Annotated in this window: 11 protein-coding genes; 1 reads left to right on the top strand and 10 read right to left on the bottom strand. The window is 62.3% G+C overall.

Annotated features, from left to right (window positions below; genetic code table 11):
- Positions 1 to 76: 76 nt before the first annotated feature.
- The 10 genes from MFF30_RS18350 to MFF30_RS18305 all read right to left on the bottom strand — a co-directional run bounded on the left by MFF30_RS18350 (position 77) and on the right by MFF30_RS18305 (position 11,174).
- Positions 77 to 1,642, bottom strand: a complete 1,566-nt coding sequence (locus tag MFF30_RS18350; RefSeq protein WP_238280919.1) for a site-specific integrase — start codon at positions 1,640 to 1,642, stop codon at positions 77 to 79.
- Positions 1,643 to 1,812: 170 nt separating this feature from the next.
- Positions 1,813 to 2,349 (bottom strand): hypothetical protein, encoded by a 537-nt coding sequence (locus tag MFF30_RS18345; protein ID WP_238280918.1) that lies wholly within the window; start codon positions 2,347 to 2,349, stop codon positions 1,813 to 1,815.
- A 287-nt stretch (positions 2,350 to 2,636) separates the two neighbouring features.
- Positions 2,637 to 2,876, bottom strand: coding sequence for a hypothetical protein (locus MFF30_RS18340; protein WP_238280917.1), 240 nt, complete (start codon positions 2,874 to 2,876; stop codon positions 2,637 to 2,639).
- Positions 2,869 to 4,947 (bottom strand): AAA family ATPase, encoded by a 2,079-nt coding sequence (locus MFF30_RS18335; RefSeq protein WP_238280916.1) that lies wholly within the window; start codon positions 4,945 to 4,947, stop codon positions 2,869 to 2,871. Before MFF30_RS18335 ends, MFF30_RS18340 begins: the two co-directional genes overlap by 8 nt.
- A gap of 137 nt (positions 4,948 to 5,084) precedes the next feature.
- Entirely contained in the window at positions 5,085 to 5,423 is a 339-nt protein-coding gene (locus MFF30_RS18330) for a hypothetical protein (protein WP_238280915.1), read from the bottom strand.
- Between the two features lie 439 nt (positions 5,424 to 5,862).
- On the bottom strand, positions 5,863 to 7,938 hold the full coding sequence (locus MFF30_RS18325) for a coiled-coil domain-containing protein (protein ID WP_238280914.1): 2,076 nt from the start codon (positions 7,936 to 7,938) through the stop codon (positions 5,863 to 5,865).
- Positions 7,939 to 7,942: 4 nt separating this feature from the next.
- Complete coding sequence (locus tag MFF30_RS18320; RefSeq protein ID WP_238280913.1) at positions 7,943 to 8,281, bottom strand: hypothetical protein; 339 nt, start codon at positions 8,279 to 8,281, stop codon at positions 7,943 to 7,945.
- Positions 8,282 to 8,426: 145 nt separating this feature from the next.
- A complete protein-coding gene (locus MFF30_RS18315) occupies positions 8,427 to 9,332 on the bottom strand; it encodes a hypothetical protein (RefSeq protein ID WP_238280912.1) in 906 nt (301 codons plus the stop codon).
- Positions 9,333 to 9,459: 127 nt separating this feature from the next.
- Positions 9,460 to 10,749, bottom strand: a complete 1,290-nt coding sequence (locus tag MFF30_RS18310) for a Y-family DNA polymerase (RefSeq protein WP_238280911.1) — start codon at positions 10,747 to 10,749, stop codon at positions 9,460 to 9,462.
- On the bottom strand, positions 10,746 to 11,174 hold the full coding sequence (locus MFF30_RS18305; protein WP_238280910.1) for a LexA family protein: 429 nt from the start codon (positions 11,172 to 11,174) through the stop codon (positions 10,746 to 10,748). The genes MFF30_RS18310 and MFF30_RS18305 overlap by 4 nt, the downstream gene beginning before the upstream one ends.
- Before the next feature lie 484 nt (positions 11,175 to 11,658).
- On the opposite strand from MFF30_RS18305, the gene MFF30_RS18300 reads away from it, so the two are divergent.
- Positions 11,659 to 13,542 carry a response regulator gene (locus tag MFF30_RS18300; RefSeq protein ID WP_238280909.1) on the top strand — a complete coding sequence of 628 codons (1,884 nt, stop codon included), beginning with the start codon at positions 11,659 to 11,661 and terminating at the stop codon, positions 13,540 to 13,542.
- Positions 13,543 to 13,594: the final 52 nt, after the last annotated feature.

Here is a 13,594-nt window from a genome sequence, read left to right as displayed (position 1 = left end):
CCCCTCGCTCGTGGTGACCAAGTCCAGGTCACCACGAGCGAGGGGGCGAAGGTCGGGCGGCCGCTGAGTGGCCTTCCTAGTGCTTGAGCGGGGAACGGCGCTTGGGCGCACGAGGCAGAGACGGCTTGTGCTTGCCGTTGAGACGCCGGGGCTCGTAGCGGTCGGCGCGCCTTGGCCGGTCGTCGGACATAAGGTCCTCAACATCCACGTGCTTCGCCACGGGGAGACGCCCGATGGTAACCGCACGCTTCTGGCCGGTCAGGTTCCACTGCCGATAATACGAGCGTACGGTCTGGGGGTCCCTGCCAGTGAGATCGGCGGTCACGAACACGTCGTAGCCGTCGATGCCGAGCCAAGTGATGGCTGTATGGCAGAGGACATGCGGATCGGCGTGGTGATCAAGCCCGGCATCCGTCATCACGTCCCACCAGAAGTGATAGGGGAAGGAGCGGTAGGGCTTGCCCTGACTCTCCCCGCGCGGCTGGTGCAGCACGTGCTTGATACCGCGGGCGAGATCCTGCTTCCGCCATCCCTTTGCATGGACCAGGAACTGCATTCGCATGGCGGATGTCAGTCTGGGCTTGCCCTTGTTCACGTCCTCCGCGTAACCGGCTCGATGGATCAGCCCGCGCTCGATGTCGATGCAGCCGCGAGCGGGATGGAGCCTCCAAGATAAGCCATAGGAGGCATCGATGCGGGTGCCGCTGTACACCCCGATGATGATGAGGCGCCTCACGCACTCGCGCTGAGCGATGGTTACGGCGTCATGCCGAAAGCGCCGGGTCGTCGTCAGACCGGTTTCCGGATCAACGACTGTGACGGTCTTCCACGTTCCGGTTTGCGGGTCGATCACGTAGCCGCGGCATGCCATGAGCATCCGCGCCACCGTTTCGCGTGTGAAGAAGCCGTGCCTTGCGGTGGGCGCCGGGGGCAGCTTCGGGTCCGGTGACCAAGGCAGGCGAGCGTTCTCGCTGTAGAGTCGGATCGCCATCCTGAGGTGCACCAAGTCCTTGTGCGCCGTGGCCCGCGAAATCATCCTTTCCTCGCCGACGTCTACGAAACGCTGGTCCCTGATCGTCCCGGCGAAATCCAGGTAGCGGGCTGCGTTCTTACGGGTGAAATGAGCCAGAAGGTGCCCGGGGAAATACTGCTCGATCCGGGACAGGCTGCGCTCGTAGTTCTGAAAGGTCTGCCAATCGCGGAGCGAGGCACCGGCGTCCGGCTTCCACTCGCCCCGGGCATACTCGATGGCTGCCTGGATCGGGACCTCGTGGGGCGCGATCATCCCTCGCCGCCCTGCCTCTTCGCACATGATGGCCAATCGTGCGGCGTCCTGGGCTTCCTGCTCGGGCCGGTCACCTGACAGGTAGAGCGTGTGCCAACGCCCGCGGTATTGGTACCGCCAGGTACCCGGCGCGTCTGGATCGGAGCTGCGGCTGGGCCGAACCTCGATTCGGACCGAGCTCGGATCGACGGCGTGTCTGGGCTTACCAGCCAGAAGGGCCGTCTGAAGCGCAGCCTGCTGCACGGCCTGGAGGTCGGCCGTAGCCGTCGAGGGAGGGGCGAAGTTGTGAATCACCGCCGAAGCCGGCTGAGAAAAATGGCTCAGAGGGCTCGGGGTGATTTGTGTGCCGGTCGACATAGTTGTACCTTACGCAACTGGTCGGTCCCGCATTTCTGCGGCACCGGTTGAAGGAGACGAAAGGGACCCGCTGCTCCGCAAAAAGTGAGGGTCCCTAACGCCGGCTCATTCACGGCCCTCGGGCCGCTAAACCCTGGTCGCCTCCTAAGGCTGCCAGGGTTTTTTGTGCCTCACTCCCTGCAGGTGCCTCTCTGGAGGCTCCAGAGCATCGCATCCTGCAGGGCTTCGAGATCGGCCGGCGAGGCACGATCCGAGACAGCCTGGCGGCGGCCGACGCCCGCAGGCGCCAAGTCTCCGCAAGTACCCATCTTTCGAAGGGCTGCCCGGTTCGTCAGGATCTTGCCGGCGACCACGACGACCTGAAGCTGGCCGTCCCGGACCGCGGTCCGAAGAGAAGACACCGTCAGAGGACCGTTAGGCCACATCAACGCCGCTGCCTCGGGCAAAGTCAGTAATTCGTCGTCGTCCCACTCGATTTGGCTTGGTCTTGCCGCCACTCGTGGGGGAATTCGAAGTCCCGTCATCGCTTGACCCTTTTCTGATTGATAATCCTGAGAACCGCAATGCCGGCTGAAGCTGTCGAAGCCCCGATAATGCCGGCTTATGGGCGCGTTACGCCTTGAAAGACCCTGTAAATAGTTAAGATGCCAAGGATCTATGCTTATGCAGACCATATGTTTTTGCGGGGACAAATGATTCTCCGTCATCTTGTCCCCATTTGGCCGCACGGGTTTGCGGACCGGATCCGTTGGCAGCTGGAATCAATGAGTTGGTCCGGGAGCGTTCATTCCTCGGGGACAAAAAATCGATTCTCCGGCTTTGTGCCCCAACGCCTGGCTTTGGGCGGCTTCAGGCCGTTCTCGGGTGCCCCAGGCGGTAATCTTTGAGCGTTCGGCGCGCTTGTCGGCAGTCCGCCAACCTTCCTGTGGACAACCCTGCCGACCCCAGCGGGCGAAGCTTGTCGCTCTTCCGCCGGGGTTCAACGGCGCATCCATCAGGTTGGCGAGGTGCAGACGGGAAGCGCCTGGCCGGGGAACGAGACGACGTTGCCAGCGGCCTTTCGGTGCTTGCGCTCCAACGCAGCCTCCTGTGCGACCTGCATGCCCAGGTCGACCTCAACCAGGACGGCGCCGATCAGGTCGTCGAAGGTCTGCGGGTCGTGATTGAGGGCGCGCCTTGCCCTCAACAGGCCGAGCATGACCTGGGCGATCCGCTCGTCGGGGTCCTCAAGCATTGGGACCTCCCTTGCCGGACACGCGAGCCGGCTTGGCGCCCCCGACCGGTGAGCCGGCGATGATCGCGCGGACCTCATCCCCGCCCATCACCCGGCGTTCGACCAAGCGTCGGGCGATCCGGTCGATGACGTCGGTGTTACGGCTCACCAAGTCGCGGCTGATCTCGTACAAACGGGAGAGGTCGTCCTCGACCAGACGCCTGAACGTGGGGTCGACCCGAAGTAGCGCCAACGCGTCCGCTTGGTCGCCACGGTAGAGCAGCGATTGCCCCAGGCCCCAAGACGCGTGCTTCCCGGCCACGAGAGCCGTAGCGTGCGCCAGGTCCGAGCCCGAACCGCCCGCCGAGCCTGCAGTGACGGCATCCCACTGCTGATCGGCGGCGCGACCAGCCAGGACGCTGACAATGAGGGCGTCGAGGTTGGTCACCGACATCACTGACGTGTCGTTGTTCAGTCGGCTCAGGGTTCGTCCTGCAAAGGCCCCCTGCGCGACCAGAGAGACCGTTCTGACCTCTCCGACATTTTGGGTCTCCAAGATCACCGCATGACTGGCTTCGTGCCTCGCAACCGCAAGTTGCTGCGCTGGCGTGCGAGTTTCCGGCGGTACGATCCGACCGATGAGGTCCGCCAGAACCATAGGACGCTTGCCGGCGGTTGCGACCATACGGGCGCCGGCAGCCCATCCGGCGATGTCGGCTCCGGTGGCGCCGGCGCCAATGGCCGCGATGGGCGCGAGGTCTTGATCGGCGAGGGCGCCTGCGAGGTGCTGGCGCAAAATGCCCTCGATTGCTTGCTCGTCCGGCAGATCAATCCTCACGACCCGGTCGAGGCGTCCAGGCCGTACGAGGGCGGGGTCAAGCCTTTCCGGGAAGTTGGTCGCCCCGATGATGACAAGCTTCGATGCCGGGCTCGATACTGCACCATCCAATGTCATCAAGACGCGATTTACAACAGTTACCCAGTAGTCGCGATGACGACTATCGCAGGACTCTCTATTTGGTAGGCTATCTAGCTCATCAATGAGCAAGACTCCCCCGTTTTGAGATGCTTCTAAAAATACCTCGTCGATCTTCTTGCAAATATCGTTGAGATATCCATTCGTCTGAGCGAACCACGAGGACACGCTTGTCGCAGTAATACGTACGCCGAGAGACTTAGCAATACTGCGCGCTAGCGATGTCTTGCCGGTTCCGGGCGGCCCAGCCAAAATGAACCGCGTTCCCGCTGCTGGCCATGGCGCTCCACGCCGATGTGCCTTGACGGCCTCGACCAGAGCCCTGGCGTGATCTCCTGCTGGCCCATAACCCCAGGTATCCTCGACGAGGGGAACGTCGGCGAGGTCGGAAGAGGCTGCCCGCTTCGAGGTCGAAGCTACCTTCAATCGTCGGACGCAGTCCCGAGCCGAGCTCCCCTTGCGGATGCAGCTCGTGATCTCGTCGAAGCTCAGGCCCTGGACGATGTCGGCGGGTAAGCGGCCGGCGGGGCTCCCGGTGACGAGCCGGATTGTCGCCCGGAGAGCCTTGGGGGTAGGTGACTTCAGTTCGATGCGAAGGTCGGCAGCAGTGACGAGGGGCGCCGGCAGGTAACGCTCGGGTGCGGTCGTTACGCCGACAACGCTGCGTCCTGCCCCCAAAGCCGATGCAACACTGTCTCCCCCGACAGAGGCATTGTCGCTAATCTTCTTGGATCCATCTCGCTTAATTACCTCCGTCCAGGCCCTTAACGAAGTCAGTGCGTGGGCGATGGGACCGATCCAGTCCGGTCCGGGAACGCTCACGACCAGGGCAAGGCTCGGGGGTGCCTGAATGCGGGCGAGGACCTTCGGCGGCAGCATCGCGTGCAACATGCTGATCGCGAGAACGGTGGAGACGCTGGCCGAGGCCAACACCTCCTCCGGCGTGGGCGGCTTGCCTTGGTCATTGGTGGACTCGCCGTACACGGGATAGCCGTCGTCGTAGGCGTCCTTGAATTCCTGGCCCGTCATGCGGGGGATGCGCTTCAGGGCTTGGGCGGGGGTCTTATTCTTGCGCATGGTGGCAGCCTCCATCGAAGGGCCGCCGAGCGCATCCATGCGCGCCGGTCAGGCCCCGGGGGGTGTCTCGGATTGGGTGAAGGGTGTGCCGGCTGCAGAAGGGCAGCCTGGCCGAAGGCGCGCTATTCGTTCCGGGCGATGGCTAAAGGTCATGGTCCGCTCCTGGGGATTTTGTTTCATTGCGTGTCGGGGTCGCCCGGGTCCCAACCGTCAAAGTCGACCCGGCGGGCGGATGCGGAGACCTTGATGCCAGGCGGGGACGCGGCCGTTCGCTGGCGCAGCCTTTCGGCCTGCTGCTCCGCCTCGATCAACACGGCCTTGCCGAGGGCGACCAGGACGGCGGCGGCGATCCGGGCATACGCTTGCGGCGGGAAAGTCTCGGCGGCCTGGGCCAGCCTGCGGAAGATCTCCCCGATGTGGCGTGCCGTATCCTCACTATCCGGCGGGGGCCCCGTGAAGGAGGATCGGCCGGACGCTCCAATGGCGTCCGCGTGGTCGGTGATGACGTCGGTCATGGCGGCCTCTCGGGCCGCCGGACGCAATCGCGTCGGTCAGGCCCCTGGGATGGTCCGGGAAACGGGCACGGTCCTGCCGGTGGGCAGGCAGCGGCGTTTCGCTATGGGGTCACGGGGTGGCACGACTGATCGGGTCCTGGGCATCGATGCCTGTGAACGGATGGCGAACAGGTGCAGCTGGAACGCGCGTCAGTCAACAGGCCTGCGTGGTTCCTGGCCGCTATCGCGCAGCTCAATTTTTGAAGTCAGTGGATTGTTGTGGAAGATACCCTCAAGTCCAGGAGAACTCCCGAATTTGTCAAAGGAGACCGATCCAAACTAACCGCCGCAATAACCTGGCGCGGAATCTTTTTGGGTGACGCTTCGACGCAAATCGATGGCGTAGGTCGCGCTGTGCTGAGATGAGGCGATAATTTCATCTCGATCCCCCGTTTCGCACCTAGGCGAAAACGCCAGCATCCGGCGGTCCAGCACTCGATATCGGTTGGAGAACCAGGCCACCGAACCGTTTCACATAAGCTCCGCCCGCTTCCAGCTCATCAATGAAGCTTGCGGCTTTCTCGGTCGTGATTGCAGCTATCACTTGTCCCTTCCGACCGACCGAAGCTGCGCAACGGAAGAATTCCCTCAGACTTTCAGCTTCCATCGCCTGCTGTCCCGGCTCGTCGAATATAGCTAGGCTCAGGTGCTCACCGCGAGGCGGTACCGCCACCGCCATCAATGCGAGATAATAAGCCCACTTGAGCCTGATCCCATCGCTGGCGGAAAGTTCGAAGCCGAGCTCTTTCTGACGAACCTCGCCGTCCTCCTCAACCTCGCGGATGGGTCTAAAATTATCATCTGACAGCTCGATCTCGCTTGGGCTGTAGCTTTTAAATCCGTACTGCTTGCACTGAACCTGTATAAGCTTCAGAAACATCTCTAGCTTTGACTTGTCATCAGAACCAATATCCTGATGCTTTAATGATGAGAGCGCCTCGCGGGCTCGAAGTAGGTGCCGAGCTACGGATTGGGCCTCGTCCGTAAGCGCATCCACGTTGCCGCGCGCGAGGGTCAGTCGGTCGATGCGAGATTGCAGCCGAACCATCCGCTCGATCAAGGTACGGGACTTCGACGAGGAGGGTTGAATTAGCGACTGTCTCAACTCCCTAATGCGCTGCCTCGCTTCGGTTGCATCCGAAGTGACGGCCGCATATCGCCTGTCGATATCTGTTTGTTGATTGCGGCTTGCGGACAAGCTAGCGGTATACAGTTCAAGCTGCGATTTAATAAAATTTATATTCTCTTCGAGCGCCATCGCTCTGACTGGAACTGTTGGAAGTAGCTCGGCATCTAGATCTTGATGACAGGTAGGACACTTGTGATCATCAGAAGCTGAACCAAGCACCGATCCGAGTTTCCGAAGTTTCTTTGCATCCTGATTTCGTGACAGATCGGTTTGGAGCGTCGCTATGCGTAGGGTGATCGCCTGGGTGTCGTCGCGGCTCGCCATCCATTCCTGCCGGAGTACCTCCATCCCAGCCGTAAGATTTTCCAGAGAGGCTCGCCGCTCAGCCAGTTCACGCTCCATGTCCGCAGCGACCGCTTCGGTCTCGGGCAGTTCCTGGGCTTCGAGACGGTCGAGCTCTTCGCGGGTCTCCGAGAGATCGGCCTCAAGCAGTATCCACTCCTGATCGGAGAATGTTTCAATGCTCAGCTTAGGGTCGTCCACGAACTCCCGCGTGGGCTCTTCCTGCAATGCAGCTACCCTCATCCCGGGGCCCGCCCGTTCGATGGCTTCCTTTCGAAGGTCCTTCCAGCGTTGTTGAAGTTGCGCGACCACGGTCCGAAGTTCGGCATGCTTCCGCCTAACATGGCCCACCTGTAAGTCGAGAAGGAACTCCAGAACGCGCCGATTGACATCTTGGATGCTAAACATGGTTGGAAGCGGTCCTTGGATGGCAGACCACCCACGCTTCTGTTCCACGAACATCATAGGGAAGATGACCTCAAGGTAGAGCGGCACCTCGCCGCCATCGAACTGTGTCACCATAGGCAGCTTCCAGCCGATGAATTCGGCCAGAAAACGGTGAAAGCCAGCATCCCGCTTGGCTGAGCCCGCATCGTGCAGATAGAAATCGCGTTCCGGCCCCGCTGCGAATTCTTTGGATGCTCCGGAAACCAGGGTCGCCCGGACAAGCTTCCGGTCACTCCCGCCGATAATATCTCGGCGTATGCGCACGTGTGCCGTCGCGTTCTGTATGGTGAGTTCCACGAACGACTCTATCACCGTCGCGTACGGCGTGTCCGGCAGCGCATGTATTTTTTCCCGCATTGCGTAGGGAAGTGGGACTTCGAGTCGAGGACCCAACATCCGCTCAAGTCCGAGTGCGTAAATGATAGCTTGGAGGCAAGTGGATTTCCCTCCCGAGTTCGGTGCCATCACGACGTTCAGCCCGGGGTAAAATGGAATCTCAGCTGCAAAGGTCTCGGCGGCCGTTCGAGAGACAAGCGTCAGTTTGGTCAGCTGGAGCATACGCTTAGGCCTTCGACGAAATGAGGCGCGTCACCAGCGTCTCCGTGATGGCCGATCCAACGGACAACAGTGCCGCCTTCTGTTCAACAAGGGCGTCTTCGCATTCCCCAACCGCCTTGGCAGCCGTCTCGCCCTTTGTCGTAAGGTGAACGCCAATCCGGTCGCTGACGGTGGTCCAGTCCGCAAGCTTGTCACCCACCATGAGATCAAGTGCACGGGCTAGGGCCGGTTCGACGCGCACTCGCCATGTAAGTTCCGAACGCTGCCGATGCAGAATTGCATCTAAGCTCCTCAGCGCCTCCGCCGACTGCACGGCATCCGATAAGACATAAAGCTTGGCCAATGAAGCTCTTTTACCGCGAGAGCTAGCGAGAAGAAGCAGTATCAGAGAAACACGCCATCTGATGCGCAGGTCTCCAGGAACCGGCGTGGGTCTCTCTCGAAAGGAGAATGCTGTAGCTGTGCCTATATCTGCCATTGGTGAGCGATCAATTGAAATCGAGTGGGCAGCGCATCAACCAGTCGCTTAGCGCGCCGTGGGAGAGGTCTTGCTTCATGGCGTGGGAAAGGGTCGGAAGATCTTGTTTGATCCCCTCAGATATCCTGTCGAGACTTCCTACAAGTTGCTCACGGGGGGCATTTCCAGAAGCGCCGACAAGTAGCAGATGTTTTTCCTCGGCCGCTATTGTCCGATACGCCTGTTCCCAAATCGTAGGGTGATCGAGGCGCAAAGCATTAAGGGTGTTTTCGTGATGAATTAAACTTCGGATGAATTGCACCTTCTTTTGTTCAAGTATTTCCGGGGAGGCGCCGGGAAAAGCATGCGACAATTTCCTCAACAAAGTCTCTGACGCAGATGACGTGGCCGCTCGTTTAACTATTTCCTGATCGGTTTCCGGAACGACTATAGGCGGCCCTACAGTCTGGTTGCGCAGGACGTCGATCTGCGTCGCAAAATCCTCTTGGCTGTGAACCAGCGCCTGGAACGATGCGTCGAGAAACGACAAGCCCTTGGCAGCCACCTCGCTACCTTTCTTCCTTACATGCGCTATCACCGATTTGTCGTCCAAAAACGGGCAAAGCAGCAGCCAACGTTTAACTTTCACACCATTCAGAAGCGTTTCAATTAATTCACAATTCGTTTGAAGTTTAGGAAGATCGCGTGTCGCCTTCCCCTTCATCCGGCTTGAAGCTTTTGCTGTATCGACAGTTTCCTCCGGTGCGTAGCACTGAATAAGGCAGCCATCAGTTGTAAAAAACTCTAGGCCGCCGTCTCCCCGCACCTTGTCCGGCACTCTCTGAACGTTCACAGCCCCATGCCGGAGCTGCACGAGCCTGAAAGCATAGTCCTGCCATTCCGTGCCGCCCCAAATTCGGGGATACCGTAAAATCATCCTGCTTCTCCAGAGAGATATCCTGCCGTTTGGCTCCCTTCCTGGCAACACAATGAAGCGTCACAATCACAGCTTAACTCCGGTCTCCACACTCTTAGACTCAGTTATGAATGCTCTCCCCTCTGCCTCAGGCCGCGGCGACCACCGGCAGTTCATCGGCCCGAGTTGTGTATCGAGGCGAGCGCATCTCGAATTTGGTCGACCACTCCCTCTTTGGTGTGAGCCCTGCCGCGCCCGGTACGACCGCTCCCCGACCGAACCGGCGATTGCAGGCGTCGAGGGCGGCCATCAGCGCCGCGCCCTGCTCGCGGTCGATCTGCCCGAGCCCCGGCAAGGCCCGCTGCGAGGCTGCCAAGGGCACGAGGTCCGTGGTGACGACCCCGGCCTTGGAATAGCGGAAGCCGTCCTTCCAGGTCTTCCTGACGCCGTGCAGGCACGCCTTCACCAGCACACGGGTGTCGTTCGACGCCTCGGGCAACGTCACCACCGTCGATACCGAACGCTGAGGCCGGTCACGGTCGTGCTCCGAGGTGTGGAAGAAGACCGTGACGTGATCGGTTCCGAGCCGCTCCCCCCGGAGCTTCTCCCCGAGCCTGGCGGCGTGGGCGGCGACCGCCTCCTCCATGGTGGCGAGATCCTCGACCCGGTTCGAGAAGCTTCGGGTCACGGCGCAGCCCTTCCGGGTCGGGGCGAGCGTCTCCAGGTCGAGGCACGCCTCGCCGCGGAGCTCCCGCACCAGACGCTCCCCGACCACGGTCATCGCCTTGCGGGCGACGCGGGTGTCGAGGTCGCGAACGTCGGCGGCGCTGTCGCATCCGAGTGCCTCCAGCCGCCGGGTGTTGGCCGGCCCCACGCCCCAGATGTCGCCCACCGGCACACGGATGATCCAGTGGTCGTACTGCTCGGGATCGGTCAGGTCGCAGACCCCGCCGAGCTCCGGGTTCTTCTTGGCGACGTGGTTTGCGAGCTTGGCGAGCGTCTTAGTGGGGCCGATCCCGACGCAGGTTGGAATGCCCGTCCAGGCCCGCACGGTCGCCCGCATGTCACGGGCGAGGGCTTCGCGATCCGACTCGCGCACGTCGGAGATGTCCAAAAAACTCTCGTCGATGGAGTAGACCTCGATGCGGGGGGAAAAGCTCCGGTAGACCGCGTTCACCCGGGCCGACATGTCGCCGTAGAGGGCGTAGTTCGAGGAGTAGACCCGGACGCCCTGCTGGCGGCACATGTCCCGGATCTTGAACCAGGGCTCGCCCATGCGGATGCCGAGCGCCTTGGCCTCATTGGTTCGGGCAATCGCGCAGCCGTCGTTGTTCGACAGCACGATCACCGGCAGCCGGGCCAGCCGCGCGTCGAAGACACGTTCGCACGAGCAGTAGAAGCTGTTGCCGTCGGAGAGGGCGTAGGCCCGGGCGGTCATTCGCAGCGGCGCCCGGCACAGACGGAACCGGACACGACACCCCAGACCTCGACGAGCGCGTCAGGTGCCAGCCGGTACTCGGGGAAGCGCGGGTTGGCGAAGTGCAGGGTGATCTTGGGGCCCTGCCGCTTCCAGACCTTGAACGACCGCTCGCCGTCGATGTCGACCACGACGATGTCGCCGTTTCGGGGGGTCAGCGACCGGTCGACCACGGCGAGGTCGCCGTCGAACAGGCGTGCCAGGATCATGCTGTCGCCGGCCACCCGCACTAGGAAGGTCGCCGGCCGATTGACGATCAGCAGGCGCTGGAGGTCGATCTCCTCTTCGACGAAATCGTCCGCCGGGCTGGGGAAGCCGGCCCTGACGGGCCGCGCCAGGAGGGGAATCGGGATGGGCAAACCGATGATGACGTCGATGACCTGCATGATGTCGCTCCCGTAGGTACGAACAAAAGCAGAACATGCGAATGGGGTTCCGCGCAAGCGGCTACGCTTGTGCCTTCGTTGGGCGAGGGGATCACCCATCGTCGATGGCATATATGGACGGGTCGTCCGGCACCTTTACCTGGGCTCGCCCGGAACGGTCCGGGCCAAATTTGATTGACATCTCTGGCGACGGCAACACCCGATTGCGACAGGGATCGGCAATCGATGTGGCATGACGGTGTGGTAGCGTGACGAGACTGATTCAGTGCTTGGGACATGAGAAGCGGAACCCGGTGAGCCAATCTCGTGGTCCGCTCGATCCCGCAGGTGCCGACCGTTGAGTTCCGATCCGTCCCCATTGATACTCGACACGTTTCCCACCGGCGGCACGGCCGGCAGGCTCTTCAGGAACCATCGGTGGGCCGAGGCGTCCCTCGGATCCCCCGATGCCTGGCCCCAGGGCCTTTCGACACTCGTGCGGGTGATGCTCAACTCTGGTCAGCCCATGTTCATCGCGTGGGGACCGGAGCGTATCCTGCTCTACAACGACGGCTACTCGGAGATGCTCGGGCAACGCCACCCGGCCGCGTTCGGCCGGCCGTTCTTCGAGACGTGGCCCGAGGTCCGCGAGTCGGTCGGGTCGCTGATGGATCGCGTGTTCGCGGGCGAACCGATCCACATGGACGACCTGACGCTCACCCTCCACCGGAACGGGTATCCCGAGGAAACGCACTTCGCATTCTCATACACCCCGGTCCCCGACGAGCACGGGTCAATCAGCGGCCTGTTCTGCGCCTGCACCGAGACGACCGTGCGGGTGAACGACGAGCGGCGGCAGGTGGTGGCGGCGAAACGCGAGCGCGACCGTCTGTTCGAGATGAGCCGCGACCTCTTCGGCGTCGCGACCTTCGACGGCTACCTCACCTCGATCAATCCTGCCTGGTCCAGACAACTCGACCGCTCCGAAAAGGACCTGCTGGCCCGTCCGTTCTCCGACATCATCCACCCGGACGACCTGGCAGCGACCGGTGATGTCGTCGCCAAACTCCGGAGCGGGAAGGCCGTGCACCAGTTCCACGTCCGGCTGCTCAAGGCAGACGGGACGCCCATCGCCTTCGCATGGTCCGCCGTCCCGGAAGCCGATGCGGGCAGCGGCAGCTTCTATACGGTTGGTCGGGACATCACCGAGGAGCTGCGGCGCGAGGAGGTCCTTCGGCAGGGTCACAAGATGGAGGCGGTCGGCCAGCTCACCGGCGGGCTGGCGCATGATTTCAACAACCTCCTCCAGGCTGCCCACGGCAGCTTCGACCTGATCCTCAGCAAGCCCGCCGACGCGGAACGCGTCGCGAGGCTGGCCCGGAACGGCCTGCAGGCGACGGAGCGCGGTGCCAAGCTCACCGCACAGTTGCTGGCCTTCTCTCGCGCCCAGAAGCTTGAGCTCCGCTCCACCGATGTCACCGCCCTGGTGACCGGGATGGCCGACATCCTACGGGCATCCGTGGGCCCCCTCGTCCGCGTGACCATCGCGCCCGGTCACCGGGATTTAGGCGTGATGGCCGATCCGACGCAGCTTGAGATGGCGCTGCTGAACCTGGCCATCAACGCACGGGACGCCATGCCGGACGGCGGCGACCTGACCATCGCGGTGTCGGAAACGACGGTGGCGAACGTGACCGATCTCGACGCGGGAAGCTTCGTCGAGATCCGCGTGACCGATACGGGAACTGGAATGTCCAAGGCCGTCGCCGCGCGCGCCTTCGAGCCTTTCTACACCACAAAGGGACTCGGTCAGGGTACCGGCCTTGGATTGAGCCAAGTCTACGCGATGGCGCGCCAGGCCGGCGGCACGGCTCGGATCGGACGGCAAGCTGCGCCCGGGACGACCGTCGTACTCCTGCTTCCGTCCGTCCTGGTCGTTCCCGGGATCGAGGCGACCAAAGAGATCCAGGTATCCCACGGCACCTTCGCCGCGAGGACGGTGCTCGTGGTCGACGACGACCCGGACGTCCGCCTATTCCTTTCCGCCTCCCTGGAGACGCTCGGCTTCGACGTTACGGTGGCCGAGGATGGAGAGCGCGGGCTCACGGCGATGGATACCGTCGATCCGGACTTGGTCCTCGTCGATTTCGCGATGCCCGGGATGAACGGGGCACAGATGGCCAAGGCCGTACGGGAACGGCGCCCGGACCTCCCGATCATCTTCGCGAGCGGGTATTCGGATACGGCCGCCATCGAGGCCGCGGTCGGAACGTCCGCGGTTCTCCTCAGGAAGCCTTTCGGCGTTTCGGACCTGGAAGCCGTCCTGCGCTCCGTGCTCGAAGCGTCCGAGCAGCGACCTCGGGCAATCATTACGGCAACGCCAGCCTAGTGAGGGGAAGACGCGATCTCCCTGTCCGCCCCGTCGGTGACGAAGGGACACG

Source organism: Methylobacterium goesingense (assembly GCF_022179225.1).
GTDB lineage: Bacteria > Pseudomonadota > Alphaproteobacteria > Rhizobiales > Beijerinckiaceae > Methylobacterium > Methylobacterium goesingense.
Note: the sequence above shows the minus strand (reverse complement) of the source record. Positions and strands in the feature narration are given on the sequence as shown.

What these genes read in the sequence shown, in the direction of transcription:
- MFF30_RS18350 (WP_238280919.1), bottom strand. Translation starts at nt 1,642, where the DNA reads ATGTCGACCGGCACACAAATCACCCCGAGCCCTCTGAGCCATTTTTCT.
- MFF30_RS18345 (WP_238280918.1), bottom strand. Translation starts at nt 2,349, where the DNA reads ATGACGGAGAATCATTTGTCCCCGCAAAAACATATGGTCTGCATAAGC.
- MFF30_RS18340 (WP_238280917.1), bottom strand. Translation starts at nt 2,876, where the DNA reads ATGCTTGAGGACCCCGACGAGCGGATCGCCCAGGTCATGCTCGGCCTG.
- MFF30_RS18335 (WP_238280916.1), bottom strand. Translation starts at nt 4,947, where the DNA reads ATGGATGCGCTCGGCGGCCCTTCGATGGAGGCTGCCACCATGCGCAAG.
- MFF30_RS18330 (WP_238280915.1), bottom strand. Translation starts at nt 5,423, where the DNA reads ATGACCGACGTCATCACCGACCACGCGGACGCCATTGGAGCGTCCGGC.
- MFF30_RS18325 (WP_238280914.1), bottom strand. Translation starts at nt 7,938, where the DNA reads ATGCTCCAGCTGACCAAACTGACGCTTGTCTCTCGAACGGCCGCCGAG.
- MFF30_RS18315 (WP_238280912.1), bottom strand. Translation starts at nt 9,332, where the DNA reads ATGATTTTACGGTATCCCCGAATTTGGGGCGGCACGGAATGGCAGGAC.
- MFF30_RS18310 (WP_238280911.1), bottom strand. Translation starts at nt 10,749, where the DNA reads ATGACCGCCCGGGCCTACGCCCTCTCCGACGGCAACAGCTTCTACTGC.
- MFF30_RS18305 (WP_238280910.1), bottom strand. Translation starts at nt 11,174, where the DNA reads ATGCAGGTCATCGACGTCATCATCGGTTTGCCCATCCCGATTCCCCTC.
- MFF30_RS18300 (WP_238280909.1), top strand. Translation starts at nt 11,659, where the DNA reads ATGCTCAACTCTGGTCAGCCCATGTTCATCGCGTGGGGACCGGAGCGT.